This is a genomic window from Chamaesiphon sp. (genome assembly GCF_041737865.1).
GTDB lineage: Bacteria > Cyanobacteriota > Cyanobacteriia > Cyanobacteriales > Chamaesiphonaceae > Chamaesiphon.
In genome coordinates, this window is the sequence record NZ_JBGSQZ010000299.1 from 1 (window position 1) to 16,984 (window position 16,984).

Consider the following 16,984-nt stretch of genomic DNA (forward strand, 5'->3'; position numbering starts at 1 on the left):
TAATGAATATTTCTTGCCTTTTGCTTTCCGATGGTCTGGTATTTGCTTTAATTGTTCTGTGAGGAGCATTTAGACTAATTTCCTTTGTGAGGTAACTTAGTCTATCCTCATTTTTCTTCCGGTGTATGAAACCACCCTGCCAGGAGCATTCAAAAAGGGATCTAATGGTTGATTCGATCGAGTAAAAAAATATATTAAGAGTCAAGAGCGACTCTTTTAACTAAAATCAGAAATCTAAATCGCATTTCTCGCAACTTCACTGTCAACTATCAACTAAGCAGGGTATCGATCCTGGTGCGTTACGGCTGAAGCCTAACACACCCTACATCAACATAGCTGATAATTTAGGATTGCTATATCAACTGTTTAGCATCGATGACTTCTAATACTGATTTAGGTAAAAGTTTATCCTTAAACCAGATTACTTCACAAGGTAGATCGTTAGCATTCAATCCAGCCTTATCTAAATTCAACCGTTCTGAGATGGCTAAGATCAGATTCTTACAGCCAGACTTGTGGACTTGAGCGAATTTCTTTTGCAAATATTCCGGTCGCCAATAACCGACAATTTCTAAGATATAATCGCGTCCGTCGGGATGAACCAATCGGAAATCAGGAATCATCACACTCCCAGGAATGGGAAGTAAATTTACTTCGCGTTCTAGTATCCACTCAGTTTTGAGCTTGTCCCAGCGATCGGCAAAACTCGCTTCGAGCATACTGTCATAGGATTTTTCAGGCGGGTAGTGGGTTTCTAGTCCGCATTTGTCTGTGAGATTATAACGCCCGACTTTAATATTTCCGGTATAAAAATCTTTGGTTTGAAGGGTTGCGCTCAGACTCCATTTTGTGACGTGCAAAATTGCCGGAATTAGTTTGGCGATCGCGAGTCCATATCGTGTACTAGCTTTGAATAAACTCGTCGGGCCATCCACTTTAATTGTAAATCCAGTATCGGCATCACCTTCGATATATGTCATCAATTGAAACAATTTCAAATAGCGAAATAACAGCTTGTATTGTCCAGGGACATTCCGATGAGCGTTGATAGTTAGTTCGCTGGCGCGATAGAATACTCCCTGAACTTGGGAGAGATTGTAACGATGAATTAGGGCGATCGGATCGGGTGCGGTAAACTCGGTCAAAATCCGATTTTCAGGTAAATCTGCATACAAGCCTTGGGTAATTTGGGCGGGAATTATTTCGGTGCTCAATTCTTGGGAAAGATTACTGGCAAGTGTGGCGAGCGTGCTTTTACTATGCTCGACACTGGGGCTAGAAATCGCTGAGAGTGCGTAGACGCGTTCGCGTAGTTCGGACGGTTGGAGGGGGCTAACAACCTCAAAGTTACTAAAGGTTTGACTCTTGAGCAGATGGGCAAATCCCCGCTTGACGCGAAAGTCGGGACTATCACCTTCTAGGTGCAGGAGCATCTCATCGAGTTGTCCTTGAGTACCACCCACAACGGACGTGAAGCAGTCGATAATCTCGATCGCCATCTGGACATGGTGCGCGTCGATTTCAATGCGCTTGGGGACGATCGATTCGCCATTATATCGATAGATCAGGAGATCGCCAGGTAACATTTAATTAATTGATAATCGATAATTAAATAGTATCTCATCGCTCTCACAACTTCTCGGTCGACTGTCCACTGTCAACTGTTTAAAATCCATATCTAAGCGATACACTCAAAGTATTATCCTTATATACATTGGCAGTTGGGCCGAGGGTGCGACGGAAATCAATCTCTGCGGCATTCCAGCCTAAGTATATTGCCGAATTAGAGTTGGGATCTAGATCGTAACTTAAACTTGCCCCAAAAGGATTGGTGGAAATATTGCGATCGAACGCGCTCATAAATCCACCAACTTTGAGCCTGTCGGTAACTTTCCAGCTAACATTAAAGATCGTTTTATTTTCGACTGACTCTGGTAGTAAATTGCCAAAAAACTGGGTACCACCAATGGAGATATCACCAAAGTTGAAGGCTATTCCGGCATTAACAAAGCTCTGGGTGGCACGGATGGGGAGAGATTGAATCGTAATCGAGCCATCGACGATATAATTAGCATTGAATCCAAAGACTAGATTATTGCGAGGATTGGCACCGATCCCGATCGATTGACTGGCATTGGCATTGAGTTGACTAGAATATTCAGGATCGGGATTGAGATAGCCGATGCCACCCAACCCAAAACTCAAGCCGCGTGGATTGACAACTGCGTAGTCAGTACCGACATAAGCTTTAATATTTGAGGTAGTCTTGGGTTGAAAGCCCGCATTGACGATCGCCCCAGTATAATACCGCCAGAGGGTATTTTCAGTTAAATTTGCACCTGTAAAACTGATGTGCGGATAGTAATCCGTGTGCTGGCGGATGGTATCGGTATCCACCCTAGAGACATCCCGATTGTATACCGTCACATATCCTTGCCCGTAGGCATTTTGCAAGCCGCTAGAATTAAAGCCAAAGTTATTGAGATTGACAGCGACGGGGACATTTCCGCCTTCCCCACCACCACTCGCCACGATCCGCGGCTCTCGGAGTGTGATGTAGTAATAATCTCGCGAAAATTCGCGCTCGACAACTGGGGACATCCCTACCCAAATCGCTTGGTGACTGGCTCCAGGTGGGACTTTGGGATCGGAGCCGAAACTGGCAGCATAGCCAGTACCCGCTTGGTAAGTAGTCAGGCTATTGTCGGGAATCCGCAGGGCATTTGCCGCTCGATACAAGTTGGGATTGACGACGATCTGCGCTCCAGCCTTGCCTGGAGCGATACTCTGTTGAAATTCTGGTAATATTTGACCGATCGCGCTAGTCAAGGCATTTGCCAATTGATTGCGATCGCCATTAATATAATTGAGCGATCGAATCGTCCGCCCCAATGTCGATTCGACACCATTGGTAGCAAAATTTTGGTTCATCCGGGTGTAATTAACCGCCACCCCACTACTAAAAGTTTCCCTTCGCTCCCCATTCAAAACTGGTGGGGGCGAACCTGGCGGGGGCGTAATTAAACCGATTGCTGGGATATACAAGTCAATCCCAAAATTCTCACCATTAGCACCACCCTGAAATCCTGGCTCTCGAATTGCCGCAACCGATGCTGGAGAGATAACATCCCCATATTGCGAGGTAATATTTGCACCTGTTGGTTGCAATTTACGCGAATCGATGATGCTCTCGTCGATTTTGACTCCAGGTAAATAAGTACAGGTTCGCCCTGAGCCATCCAAACAGTTGGCATCTAGGCTAATTTGTTGGCGAACTCCTAGCAAGGTTTGGGGTTGAGCGACGGATACTGAAATGTCCTGACGTTGGACAACACTGCGGATTCCCGCCACTTCAATTTGGGTATTTACTCGCACCACTCGATCTGCGGTGACACTTTGGATGTTCTTGACGCCAATCAGCCGATAGAGATCGAAGCTCAGATCGGTATTGCGAAAGTTCCCAGATTCAAATCCTGCTGTTACTACTGTGGTGGTAAAGTGTGAAACCTTATTCCCGTTCAGCACAAATTGGGTGGAAAATGGATCTACTACTTTGGGGTCTACAGCTTGGGGCGCAATAATAAAGCGTGGATCTCTATTCGATTCTGGCTTGGGTGCAACGGGTGCGTTTGATGATGGAACTGAGGGAGTATTGTTTGGTGCAAAAATTAGCTCCGGTGTCAGCACGGAATTAATCGGCACGACGATCGGATTGCTGGGTGGTATTAATCCAGGGAAGAGATTGGGAGAGATAATAATGGGCAAAGTTACGGGCAAAGGAGCCGTTACTTGAGCAACTAATCCTGGTAGACGATCGGGACGATTTATTCTATCTTCACCAACTATACCCCGATCGTTTCTAGTGGCACTGGCAAATATTTCTGAGGACGTAGTATCCTCAAACCAGTCTTTTGCTGGCTCTGTTGCTGATGTCTGAGCCATCGCACTCCCACTGAGCGCAAAAAAATACCAACCTGCGATCGCAATGCCACAGTAGGTTAATTTAGATTTAGTTTTGAAATAAGCAAGTAATTGTAAATACATCACGAGCGACATTACTCCAACAATTGATTCTCTTTTTCAGAGATGCCACCGATTTCGGAAAAAATACCCATCCCCGTTAGTTCCGTCAGCGTTGTCTGCGTCGAAATCAACCAGAGATGGATAATTTTTTGATTAGTGTCGATAAAAGTTAGATGCGATCGCTAGGAGCTAGTAGCTAACTTTTATTAATACTATTTATTGTTCAAAGGAATGAAGGATAAACCAGCCGCAGACCCAGTGTAGGTGTACTGAACTTTGTTGTTAGTAGTATCCAACGCGTTGGTAGTCTTGAGCGTGTTGTTAGTTGTAGTACCGCTTTGGCTATTGACATCACTCATGCGAGTATTGTCATTGTTGCCGCCTACGCTGGTGGTCAGATTACCACTAGCGACATTGCTAGTGGTGTTGTTGTTGGTGCGTAGGTTGCTATTGGTGTTGTTGTTGGTAGCAAGGTTGCTAGTGGTGTTGTTGTTGGTGCGTAGGCTGCTAGTGGTGTTGTTGTTGGTAGCAAGGTTGCTATCGGTGTTGTTATTGCTATTTACACGATTGCTGGTCGTATTGCCACTGGTGACATCGCTAGCAGTAACGTTGCCACTGTTGACATTACTAGCTGTGTTGTTGTTGGTTTTGAAGTTACTATCTGTAGTCTTGGTGGTGCCGCCACTAGTTGCAGTACCATTAGCACTGTTGGAAGTATTACCTGCCGCAACGTTGCTAGCAGCCATGCTAGAGCTACCGCTACCACCACTGGTACCAACGCTGCTACCGTCGGTAGTAGCTTTGACATCTGAAAGGTTGTTGGTTGTCGATTTGATGTCGTTGGCATAGACGTTACCAGATTTGGTATCGGTAGCATAAGGCTGAGTACTAGCATTGTTGGTAGCGTTGTTAACAGCCGACTTGACATCGGATAGATTGTTAACTGCCTCTTTGACATCGTTGAGGTTGTTAGTAGCCGTTTTGACATCGGATAGATTGTTAACTGCCTCTTTGACGTCAGTGAGGTTGTTAGTAGCCGTTTTGACATCACTGGCGGTGACATTGCTATAGTTGTCGTAGTTAGTGTTTTTGGTGGTGGTAGCTAACGTGTCCGACTTGTTATCCTGACGCGTGTTGAAATCAACCCGATCGGAAGTATCGTATTTTTTGCTGACATCGCTGGTGTTCAGATACGTGAAGGTTACTGGTTGGCTAAAACCTCGGGCATTAGCAGTAGTACCAGCCAAAGGACCAGCAGAGATCGTCGCAGAGTTAGCAGTAGCTTCTGTTTCACCAGTTGCCACAGCAGCGGAGAGTTCGCGCACGCCACTCGATCCAGTCCCAGTTGCACTGCCACCAGGCACGATCGATAGACCGCCGCTAGTGGAACTACCATCAAACTTGATCGATACAGCAGCAGCAGTACTACCAGTGGTCGCAGGTAAAGCCTGAGCCGCTAGGGGCAAGAAAATAGAACCAGCCGCAAGAGCTAAGGTAAGTTTAGATGCAAAATTCATCATGTCCGAGTTTCCTTTTTTGCAGTAATTAGTGTACAATCCGTAACAAGTTTTATTTGAAATTTGGCTCGTCAACAAATCGCTTCAGAATAACGGTTGCTAAGTGCCAACTTAGCGACCGTTTAGATCGATAAGGTTGGCGAGTTTTTTATAAACACCACTGCAATCTAGTACTCAGCAAACAACCAGTGCAGCAAGTAATAGAATACATTTTCAATTTCGATCTAAATGATAGAATACCCTTAATATCATTGTGTCAAAACTGGCTATTTATAAACCCTAGCAACACACTCTGAGGATTGAACTCATCAATTTGCAATAATTATCGATGAGATGATTTTTTGAATGTTGATGCAAATATTTCATTAAATTCATCATACGACTACTTCAAAAAATTGACAATAGCTGTGTAGCTATTTGTGTTATTAGGCTGATAGATATTTTCTATTCTCAAGCAAATTAAGCTATCTGGCTGAATAATCTGTTGGATATTTGCACATTATGATTGAATTATTGGGTTTAGTATTAAGCTATACGAACTCAATAATTGTCACATGCCACTTATGCTATGACGTGAGGCTAGTCACATCCCTGATGACATCGCGCTCTCAAAAAGTTATGTCCTCAGTAAGCACCAGCATCTTTAGTATAATTTAGTCATTTTTATTCAGTGTTTTATTCTACAAAAATTAAATAAATCGGATGTTTTCGGCTGTTAGTGCGAGTGAAGGTGGAGGATTTGGGTGAGGGACAAAGCCTCATTTTGATAACCAGACAGTGGTATGAACCCAGGATTGACTTTCATTCGATCGTCCGCTCATCCGCATTAGAGATCGGCAATCTACGATTAGGCTGATGGTATTTTACTAACTACAATATCTAGAATCGCAATTACGGACGATCGTCAGCAGTGGCTCGGTCAGGACAAAACTAGGACATAATAGTTAAATCTAAGCAACCATTTAGGATCGCTATAGATCGATCGTCATGCAGCCATCTGGTGCCCTAGCCAAAATCCGCACACCTTTACTGAGGCTGGGGATGATGATGCGTAGGTAAATTTCATCGGGACTGCGGGATGGTTTCGTTCGGATTCGGCTTGTCAAATCGATTGGTGAGGAACGGAACATCTCAATCGCGATAGCATTCAAGATATATATCCGCTATGGCCGATACGCGAACGCTATCACACAGCTTGAGGTAGGTCTAATCATAGACTCTAAATACAGTACTATAGTTCCATCTCCACTAGTGATTTTCTACTCATAGTGGCGTGCCATCAAAAAAATGGCGATCGAATGTTAACATTGGGCACAATATCTAAGTAGGAAGTCAATCTAGTCGATCTGTCCACACGTTCGCGTAGCGGATTGTAGCTTCGGCAAATTCAACTACGTGCTAGCCAAGAGTTAATGTAATTATCGATCGCATTTATACTTAAATATAGAAGTCGAGCCAAGAGTGAAAGCCAATCCCAACGCCGGATCTACCCAGCCTACATTGACAAATAATTCATCACATAGCTCCCGTCGCTGGCTGAAGTTGTTTCTAAAAACTGGCAGCGTCATTGGTTTGGGCTTATTCTTGTTGTTAATAGTTGGGATCGGCTTTGGGCAATGGTGGGCAAAACGTCATCTCACGCCGCTGGTAGCTCAAGAACTCACCAAGAGTCTCAAACGTCCGATCGATTTGGGCAAGATTGAAGATATTTGGCTCAATGAGATTAGTCTAGGCAATACTAAGATTCCGGTTAATGGTAATGACTTGACTCAGCTAGAAGTGCCGCAGGTTATTGTTAATTTTAACCCGTTTAAACTATTACTCGATCGAACATTAAAATTAGACATTCGGTTAGTCAATCCTCGTCTGAGTATTTCTCAAAATGCTCAAGGGAATTGGATAAATATTCCCAAACAAGATAAAAATCCGCCGTCACCGATTAAAATTGAAGTTGGGAAAGTTCAGCTTGATGGGGCGCAGGTGACGATCGTTCCTTATCGTCAGTATCCTCAACCGATTACTATTAGTAAGCTCAATCTTCAGGCTGATGTTACTGATAGTCAGGATCGAGTTAGTTATCGTGGTGATGCTCGGTTTAATCAGAGCGGACAGGTACAGATTAGTGGTAATAGTAAGATCGCTAATGGTGAGACACAGCTACTAGTCAAGGGGCAACAACTAGATGCCGCCGCCGCAACTCAAGTTGTCAAAATCCCTCAAGTTGAAGTCTTGCAGGGGACTGTAGATGGTGAGGCGCAGATCGCAGTTCAACCTCAAAAATACCTGCGAGTTAATAGTAATTTATTAGTACATAATGGCAAAATAGTTGTCGATCGTGTGCCGCGTAGTTTAGATGAGATTAACGGCTTTGTTAAAATATCAGAGAGCGAGATCGGTCTCAATAATGTCACAGGTAAATACGATCGCGTAGCTGGATTGATTAATGGTAATCTCAATTACAATACGGGTTTTAATATTAATGCCAAAACTGGATCTGTACCTTTAATAGATGTTTTTAAGAGTATCGATGTCAAGTCACCTTTTCCGCTGGCTGGTGCCGTAGTTGCTCAGTTACAATTAACGGGTAAATTGGATCGTCCGATCTTAGCAGGAAGGTTTAATAATAGCCAAATCAGTCAAGTCGATCGCGTCCAAATCGATCGTGTTAATGGTAACTTTAGATTGGCGGATGGGCGGATTACATTAGATGCGATCGCTCAACCGAAACTAGGTGGAAAAGTTACGGCTCAAGGGGAAATCCAGCTTTTAAAAACTCCGCAAACGCGCTTTCAGGTACAGGGCGATCGTCTCCCTGGAGATGTCCTGAGTCGGCTGTACGGTGCTAAATTGCCCTCGCAGCTAAAAATCGGTAATACTTCGGTGCGAGGGACGATCGGGGGCACTGGAGCCGATATATATACCAATCTGCGGGTTGATGCACCTCAAGCTACTTATCCCCTCAGTACGGATCTCCAGATTACGCCGCAAGGGAAAACGATCGTGCGTGGTGCTACTCTCCTAGCGGCTGGGGGGAAGGTGAGTGCGACGGGGGAAGTAACGAAAACTAATTGGCGGCTCGATCTACAACCACAGAATTTAGATACTCAGAAATTAGCCAAAATTGGTGGAATAAATTTAGCCGCCAACTATGGTGGGAAATTAGGTGGAACTATTCAGGCTGAGGGCTTGAATAATGACTTAGATATCGATCGCATTCAAGCACAAGGACAGTTAAATTTACAGTTACCCGCTGGGCAAGTTACAGCTAATAAATTTAAGATCGATCGAGGTAAATGGCAGGCTAATGTCAGTAGTAGTGTAGCTCTCGATCGAATCATATCGCCTAATGGATTAGCTGGAAATCGTCTACCTCTAAGTACAGTCACCGGAAATTTTAATCTAAGTGGCAATAGCTTAAAGACAACCGACCCTAAGAATATTTTAGTTCGAGGGCAAGGGAAAATCAAGTTAAAGTCTGGAGAAATTTATTCAGATAATTTGACTGTTACTAACGGTGATTGGGCTGGCATATTTACTACCAAAAATGTTCAGCTATCTGAGTTCAACCCTCAAATTGCTGGGCAACTCAATGGCAGGTTCAACCTCGCAGGCAATGTTCGATCGTTTGCACCTGAATCAATCCGAGGTTCGGGCGTGGGTACGATCGATTTACCTCAGGGTAAAGTTGTTGGTAATAACTTACAGATCGATCGAGGTAAGTTCCAGGGAAATTTGCAATCGACATCATTAGTTATCGGCGATTTAGCTCCTGAAATACCTTTAAAATTTAGAAAGGCTAGGCTCGATGGTAGTGTAGCCGTTGCTGGAAATCTAAAATCGCTCAAGCCGCAAGCGATTACAGCGATCGGTAGTGGTAAATTGAGTTTAGCTGATGGTTTTATTATCGCTCGAAATCTAGAAGTTAAAGCAGGTAAATGGCGCGGTAATTTTGGGATCGATCGATTAAAGTTGGGTAATGTAACCGATATCGTTCCTACTGGATTTACAGCAGCAAAACTCAGTGGTAATTTTGATGCGTCAGGAGACTTATTAAAATTTAGTCCCGCTCGGTTGCAGGTATCTGGTAATGGCGAACTGAACCTAGCTGATGGCAAAGTACGTGCCAATAATTTAAAACTAGATCGCGGGAAATTTTCGAGTAATCTCGCGATCGTTAATTTTAGACTAGGAAGTATTAATACCCAATTATCACCCCAATTGCAAGCAGGTAAAATCACTGGTAATTTTAATGTCGCTGGAAATATCGATCGATTAACACCAACGGCAATTCAAGCTAGTGGTAATGGTAAATTAGCTTTAACAAACGGCGGCGAAATTGGCGCAAGTAATGTCAAACTTAGGACTGGACAATGGGAGAGCGATTTAGCTTTTCGTGGATTCAAATTGGGCTTAGTCAACCAAATACCAGCACCAATTCAATCTGGATTATTATTTGGTAACTTTCGCGCGGCGGGAAACCTCAACTATCCAGAATTAGGCAAGATCGAAGCTAGTGGTAATGGACAGATTAAAAGTATCCTCGGCGGTAATATTCGAGTAAACAATCTAGCTGTCAATAATGGTAAGTGGCAGAGTAAAGTTATTGTCGAACGGTTAAATATTGGCGAACTGGCAAAATTTACGCCAGAAAATCTTAGCGAGACAATCCGTGCAGCCGCTCCCAGCCAAAATCGATTAACCGGACAACTGAGTGCTGACTGGCAGATTGGTGGCGATTTACTCAATAATAATCTCGCCAATCTCCAAGTATTAGGGCAAACAAAATTAACTAACCTCCAAGTTGGAATGCTAAAATTCGATCGCAACTTGATTGGGAATATTCAAGCAAATCCTGGACAAGGTGTAGATATCGCTTTTACTGGCAAAACCGATCGATTGGCACTATCACTCGATCGCAATTTACAGCCTCGAAGTTTCGATATTCAACAGCAACAGATCGCCGCCACAGGAAATGTCAATGGTAAGCGACTCGCGATCGATCTCGAACGATTACCGCTCTCTTTATTACAACCATTTATTCCTAAAAGTGCGGGAATTCAAGCTTATCGATTTGATGGTATTGCGAAGGGTAATTTAGACGTAAATTTGGCTGATTACCAAGTAACTGGCACAGAGTTGGAAATTACCAATCCTACCTTTGGTGCCTTTGGCGGCGATCGATTACTTGCCAATTTCCGCTATGCTAATGGACAAATCGCTCTCAACAATACCGAGCTGCAACGCGGCGCAAATATCTACCGTGTTATCGATGCTAGTCTGACACCTGGAGCCAGCACACCCACATTCCAAGCCAAACTTCAAGTCCCCAGCGGCAATATTGAAGATATCCGCAATTTACTCCAAATTTTTAGCACCAACGATCTGTTCGTCCCATTCAATCGGCGTAAATACGGTACAGCAGCCGATCTCAACGCCCAAACCGAAAAAATCGCCAATCGTCCACAACCCCTCTACAACGAGCTACGGCGGCTCTCAGAACTCAGACGGTGGTTGAACCGAGAAACAGATCGCCAGCAGGAAAAGATGACTGTCCCCGACTTCGGTAATTTGCAGGGAAACTTTAGCGGCAATATCGAGATCGCCAACAATCCCAAAGCTGGACTCAGTAGTAATTTCGATCTCGTCGGTAGCGACTGGCAACTAGAACGCTACGCTCTCGATCGCATTCTCGCTAGAGGCAACTGGCGCAATGGTAAACTACGGTTCGATCCCCTCAACCTCACCATCAAAGACAGCCAAATCGCCATCGCTGGAGACTTTGGAGCCGATAACCAAAATGCCAAAGTAACCGTCCAGAACTTCCCCGTAGAGTCACTAACCAGCCTCACCAACATCCCTATAGATATTCGGGGTGGCATCAACCTCTCGGCTCAAATCAGTGGTAATCTGGCCAATCCTCGCGCCAGCGGTGAAATCTCACTCACTAACGGACAACTGAACCAGACAAAACTGCAAGATGCCACAGGTAGCTTTAATTACTGGGATGGACGACTAAATTTTCTCAGCGATGCCACTTTCGCCGATCGACCGATCGTCGCACGAGAAGATCGGATTAAAATTACTGGGAGTATCCCCTACCAATTGCCATTCTCCCTCAAGCCACCTGCAAGTAATGAAATCAAAGTCGATTTAAGTTTGCAAAATCAGGGTTTACAAATCCTGGATGTCTTGAGTCAACAACAACTACAATGGCTCGATGGACAGGGTAAAATCGCCCTCAGGATCGATGGCAAAATGAAGCCGAATGGCGAACCTGAAAGTCTGTCGGCGAGTGGAACAGCGAATATTAGCCAAGGTAGAATTCAAAGTATTGCTTTGCCCGAACCTTTAACCGATATTAACGGTGAAATTGTCTTTGATTTCGATCGAATAGATGTGCAAAAATTAACTGGGAAATTTAAGCGCGGACAAGTTGCTGTCGCCGGAATCATCCCGATTTCTGACTCATTTTCGATCGAACCGAGCAAACAGCTTGGGATTCAAATGAGCGGCATCGCAGTCGATCTCAAACAGAAATATAAAGGTGATATCAATGGCAAACTGACAGTTCTCGGTACCGCCCTCAACCCAATCCTGACTGGAAATGTCCAACTCAGTAACGGGCAAGTTTTCTTGCCAGATCCAGCTAGTACCACAACTAGCACAGTTCTGGGCATCCAGCCAGTAACCCCCGCCGCACCCAATCCTAAAGCACTGCAACTCCGCAAACTCCAGGTGACTCTAGGTGACAACCTCCAAATCACTCGTGCGCCGATTCTGAATTTCCTTGCTACTGGCAAAATAGACATCGATGGCACCATAGAGAACCCTCGCCCCTTCGGACAAGTTAAACTGCAAAAAGGTGCCGTCAATCTGTTTACCACCCAATTTCGTCTCGCTAGTGGGGATCAGACAGCCGACTTCTTCCCCACCTTGGGCGCAGATCCCGTCCTCAACATCACCCTTAATGCCAAAACTCTAGAAAGTGCCTCAAATCCTCTAGCTCAAAGAAATAACTCCCGGAATACTGTAAATGGTGAAATCAATCGCCCTGCTGACTTTTATACCACCAGCCTCGGTTCCGTCCAAACCGTCCAAGTAGAAGCCCGCATCGCGGGATTAGCCAGTCAAATTACCCAACGACTCGAACTTACCAGTACACCTGCGCGCACCCAACCAGAAATCGTCCTCCTCCTCGGTGGTGCATTAGCCGAACGCCTAACCTCAGGGGGCGATCTCGGATTGGGAGTGATTAGCCTCGCCAGTTCTAATCTCCTTAATAGCATTCAAGATCGCCTGAGCGATGTCCTCAGCCTGAGTGATTTTCGGCTGTTCCCGACGATTACCAAAGACTTGAAAAATAGTAGTGCTTCTACTCTCGGCATCGCTGCGGAAATCGGCGCAGACATCACGCCCAGAGTCTCTGCATCGGTTTTTAAAATTCTCACCAATAGTGAATCACCATTTTATAGTATTCGCTATCGCGTCAACGACCAGATTTTGCTTCGAGGTTCTACCAATCTCTATGGTGAAAATCGGGCGATTGTGGAATTTGAACAAAGATTTTGAATTAGTTGATAATTGATAGTTGATAGTTAATATAGCAATCCTATTCGATTTTTCAGAATATCGTAGGGTATGTTATCGCGTCAGCGTAACGCACCGAAGAGAATAGACTCCGATCGATCGCTAGTCAAAACCATTAATGCAGAATATTATGAGATCGATCGAGTGATGATGTTCGTTGGCAAAGCCTGTCGGAATGAAAATCGACAGTACCAACAACCGATCGAGCGATTAGCAATAAATTACACTAATACAAAGATTAACATCATGAGCGATCGTCCTATCATCCTAGGTATCGTCGGCGATAGCGCGGCGGGCAAAACAACGCTAACTAGGGGCATCGCTCAAATTCTCGGTGCAGAAAATGTCACCGTTATCGGTACCGATGATTACCATCGGTACGATCGCATTCAGCGGGCAGAACTGAGTATTACAGCTCTCCATCCCGACTGCAACTACCTCGACATCATGCAGCAGCATCTAGCCCTGCTCCGCAACGGACAACCAATTCTCAAACCAATTTACAGTCATACAACGGGTACTTTTGATGCACCCCAATATGTCAAGCCCAATAAGTTTGTCATCGTCGAGGGATTGCTCGGCTACTCTACCCCTGGAGTCCGCGATTGCTACGATGTCAAGGTATATCTCGCCCCACCAGAGTCGCTACGGACGATATGGAAGATTCAACGCGATACTCTCAAGCGTGGCTATACCCAAGCACAAGTTGTGACCGAACTTCAAAAGCGGGAACCAGACTCGGCGCAATTCATTCGTCCCCAGCGTCAATGGGCGGACTTGGTTGTCAGCTTTTATCCATCCAGTCATGAATCGGATCTAAGTAATTCGCTCTTAAATGTCCGACTCGTGTTGAGACCGACAATTTCACATCCAGATCTGAGTGCTGTTTTAGTATCAGATGATGGAGATCTGCCCCCAGCTATTCGGTTGAATTTAGATCGCGATATGGGTAAGCCTGTTGACGTGCTAGAAGTCGATAGTCATGCGACTTATGAGAATATTAGGCGGCTAGAGCAGATAATTTGTGCTGACATGCCGGATCTACTTCAAGTCTGCGATCGTGATGCTAATCCAACTCTAGGAGCAATTACTGGGACAACCGGAGAGACACTCCAAAGCTATCCACTGGCTTTGACTCAATTACTGATTACTCATTACATGCTCAAAGCCACTCAGGCGCATCAGTAAATAGTTGATAGTTGATAGTTGATATAGCAATCCTAAATGAAAAGCTATATGGATGTAGGGTGTGTTAGGCTGCTGCCACATGAGCACCAGTATTTGATACCAAGGATCTGATTTGGGATCGTTACAGTTGACAGCGAATCGAGATCGCGAAGTTTTGGGTGTGGGGATTGAGCTTTGCATTATCAAAAGTAATCGCCGCTAAAATTTCCCGCCAACTGACGGAAATTGTTAACATATAAGTAATAGCTAGATGATCGATCGTTCGGTTAATGCCGATCGATACCTTAGCTCCAATTTGTCCATAATCAGAGATAGATGATGGCAGCCGCTGTAAGTATTCAAAATCTGTGCAAAAGCTACGGCACCGTTCCGGCGGTCAAAGACGTATCTTTCCAAGTCGAACGCGGCGAAATTTTTGGTTTGCTCGGCCCCAATGGTGCAGGTAAAACTACTACCATTCGCTGCTTGTGTACCCTCGCCAAGCCCGATAGTGGCACGATCGAGATTGGGGGTATTTCTGTGCTAGAACAGCCCCGTGAAGCCAGGAAAAGACTCGGTTACGTCGCTCAAGAAGTCGCTCTCGACAAAATCCTCACGGGTCGGGAGTTGCTCGAACTTCAAGCCGCACTCTATCATATCCCCAAGGCGGAAGCCAGACAACGGATTGAGGTACTACTTGAGGTACTAGACTTACAAAGCTATGCCGATAAAAAGACAGGCACCTACTCCGGCGGATTGAAACGGCGGATCGACTTGGCGGCGGGATTACTTCACCAGCCCGAAGTCCTCGTCTTAGATGAGCCAACTGTCGGGTTGGATATTGAGAGTCGCGTAGTTGTCTGGGATTTTTTGCGTCAGCTCCGAGCGAGTGGAACGACGATCCTCATTACCAGTCATTATCTCGAAGAAGTAGATGCGCTGGCGGATCGCGTTGGCATTATCGATCGCGGATTGGTAATCGCTGAAGGTACGCCAGCCGCGCTGAAAAATAAGTTAGGTGGCGATCGGATTACGCTCCGCATTCGCGAGTTTACACCTTTATCAGAAGCCGAAACAGCTCAAAAAATGTTGAGCGAACTACCATGCGTCCAAGCAGCGATAGTCAATGCTACTTCGGCAAACTCCCTCAACTTGGTAGTTACACCAGATCGGGATGTCCTGATGACGATCCAACAGTCACTTCAGACGGCGGGAATCCCGATCTTTGGGATCTCTCAATCGCGTCCGAGCTTGGATGATGTCTATCTAGCCGCTACAGGTAAAACTCTCCTCGATGCCGAACTCAGTGCTGCTAGCAGTCGCGATTTCAAAGCCGAGCAAAAACAAAGTATGCGCTAGGGGCAAAAAAGTCAGTGAGAGCGATTTATTCCAAGCTAGGGCTATTGCTCATCCTCACTTCTTGCCTATTATGGGCGGCGATCCTCTTCGTCCCCATTCTCCCCTTATCGATCGCCCAAAAAGCGATCTCTACAGCTAGTTTAGTCATAATTAGCGAAGTCCTCTTCTGGCTGGGCATACTGCTAGCGGGTAAACAAGCCCATCGTTACCGTCGTCAGTTCAATCCATACTCCTGGTGGCAAAGAGTTACCCACAGAAGATAACCAAAATTCACCCATCATCATTTACCACAACCCTACAATGAGCGGTACGATCGACACTTCCACATCTATAAACCTCCAACCAAGCGATCGCCTTCGATCGCGCGAACCACTCCAATCGGATGGGCTTGCTGACTTTATTCAGGAAACCTTAGCCCTGACAAAACGGCTATTTATCCAACTCCAACGTCGTCCTTCAACTCTGATTGCGGGGATCGTGCAGCCGTTGATGTGGCTTGTGCTATTTGGCGCATTATTTCAGAATGCACCTAAAGGGATGATGGGTAATGACTTGAGCTACGGACAATTTTTGGGCGCGGGCTTGATTGTATTTACCGCCTTTGTCGGCGCACTCAACGCTGGATTGCCCGTGATGTTCGATCGTGAGTTTGGCTTTCTCAATCGTCTCTTAGTTGCGCCGTTAGCATCTCGTTATTCGATCGTTGCAGCTTCAGCAATTTATATCGTCGCCCTGAGCTTTCTCCAGACAGCCGCGATTATTGGTGTCAATGCACTAATGGGTGCGGGTTTACCTAGTATCGCAGGCTTAGGGGTTATCGCCCTAATCATCTTGCTACTAGTTTTGGGCGTCACAGCATTGAGTTTGGGGTTCACCTTCGCCCTCCCCGGACATATCGAACTAATTGCCGTAATTTTTGTAATTAACCTGCCCCTACTATTTGCTAGTACTGCATTGGCACCGCTGACATTTATGCCCCCATGGTTGCAGATGGTAGCATCTCTCAATCCTCTTACCTACGCGATCGAGCCAATCCGATACTTGTACAATCACCCGCAATGGGATCTAAGTAGTATCGTCCTCGTAGCACCCTGGGGGTCTGTCTCTTTTGGTACCTCACTGCTGATTTTAGTTGGTTTTGCTGCATTTACCCTCACAGCCATTCAACCACTGTTAAAACGTCGTCTAGCCTAATCTGCGGAACTATCCAAGGATTTCAGACATCCTAATCTCTATCTGCTCGATAATTAGTCATTTTCGTTCCTTGCTTTGCCTCTTCTAAGGCACTTAGCTGAACTTGGCTTTAAGCAAGGATCTGTAGGTTGGGTTGA

At 45.3% G+C, this 16,984-nt stretch carries 9 protein-coding genes; 5 read left to right on the forward strand and 4 right to left on the reverse strand.

What is annotated here, in order from left to right; all coding sequences use genetic code 11:
- Positions 1–353 precede the first annotated feature (353 nt).
- The 4 genes from ACEW9J_RS23145 to ACEW9J_RS23160 form a co-directional block, all read right to left on the reverse strand.
- A complete protein-coding gene (locus ACEW9J_RS23145; RefSeq protein WP_373547431.1) occupies positions 354–1,586 on the reverse strand; it encodes a DUF790 family protein in 1,233 nt (410 codons plus the stop codon).
- 79 nt (positions 1,587–1,665) lie between these two features.
- Entirely contained in the window at positions 1,666–4,047 is a 2,382-nt protein-coding gene (locus tag ACEW9J_RS23150; RefSeq protein WP_373547432.1) for a hypothetical protein, read from the reverse strand.
- Positions 4,048–4,235: 188 nt separating this feature from the next.
- On the reverse strand, positions 4,236–5,543 hold the full coding sequence (locus tag ACEW9J_RS23155) for a hypothetical protein (RefSeq protein WP_373547433.1): 1,308 nt from the start codon (positions 5,541–5,543) through the stop codon (positions 4,236–4,238).
- Positions 5,544–6,511: 968 nt separating this feature from the next.
- Positions 6,512–6,670 (reverse strand): hypothetical protein, encoded by a 159-nt coding sequence (locus tag ACEW9J_RS23160; RefSeq protein ID WP_373547434.1) that lies wholly within the window; start codon positions 6,668–6,670, stop codon positions 6,512–6,514.
- Between the two features lie 331 nt (positions 6,671–7,001).
- Here ACEW9J_RS23160 and ACEW9J_RS23165 point away from each other — a divergent pair, with 331 nt between their 5' ends.
- The 5 genes from ACEW9J_RS23165 to ACEW9J_RS23185 all read left to right on the forward strand — a co-directional run bounded on the left by ACEW9J_RS23165 (position 7,002) and on the right by ACEW9J_RS23185 (position 16,847).
- Positions 7,002–13,109: a translocation/assembly module TamB domain-containing protein gene (locus ACEW9J_RS23165; protein WP_373547435.1), complete on the forward strand. Its 6,108-nt coding sequence runs from the start codon at positions 7,002–7,004 to the stop codon at positions 13,107–13,109.
- 264 nt (positions 13,110–13,373) lie between these two features.
- Positions 13,374–14,315 carry a phosphoribulokinase gene (locus tag ACEW9J_RS23170; protein ID WP_373547456.1) on the forward strand — a complete coding sequence of 314 codons (942 nt, stop codon included), beginning with the start codon at positions 13,374–13,376 and terminating at the stop codon, positions 14,313–14,315.
- A gap of 318 nt (positions 14,316–14,633) precedes the next feature.
- A complete protein-coding gene (locus tag ACEW9J_RS23175; RefSeq protein ID WP_373547457.1) occupies positions 14,634–15,653 on the forward strand; it encodes an ABC transporter ATP-binding protein in 1,020 nt (339 codons plus the stop codon).
- Positions 15,654–15,667: 14 nt separating this feature from the next.
- A complete protein-coding gene (locus tag ACEW9J_RS23180; RefSeq protein ID WP_373547436.1) occupies positions 15,668–15,916 on the forward strand; it encodes a transporter suffix domain-containing protein in 249 nt (82 codons plus the stop codon).
- 37 nt (positions 15,917–15,953) lie between these two features.
- Positions 15,954–16,847 (forward strand): ABC transporter permease, encoded by an 894-nt coding sequence (locus ACEW9J_RS23185; protein ID WP_373547437.1) that lies wholly within the window; start codon positions 15,954–15,956, stop codon positions 16,845–16,847.
- Positions 16,848–16,984: the final 137 nt, after the last annotated feature.

Bases quoted from the DNA above. Each gene is read 5' to 3' on its own strand.
- ACEW9J_RS23145 (WP_373547431.1), bottom strand. From the start codon at position 1,586: ATGTTACCTGGCGATCTCCTGATCTATCGATATAATGGCGAATCGATC.
- ACEW9J_RS23155 (WP_373547433.1), bottom strand. From the start codon at position 5,543: ATGATGAATTTTGCATCTAAACTTACCTTAGCTCTTGCGGCTGGTTCT.
- ACEW9J_RS23160 (WP_373547434.1), bottom strand. From the start codon at position 6,670: ATGTTCCGTTCCTCACCAATCGATTTGACAAGCCGAATCCGAACGAAA.
- ACEW9J_RS23170 (WP_373547456.1), top strand. From the start codon at position 13,374: ATGAGCGATCGTCCTATCATCCTAGGTATCGTCGGCGATAGCGCGGCG.
- ACEW9J_RS23175 (WP_373547457.1), top strand. From the start codon at position 14,634: ATGGCAGCCGCTGTAAGTATTCAAAATCTGTGCAAAAGCTACGGCACC.
- ACEW9J_RS23185 (WP_373547437.1), top strand. From the start codon at position 15,954: ATGAGCGGTACGATCGACACTTCCACATCTATAAACCTCCAACCAAGC.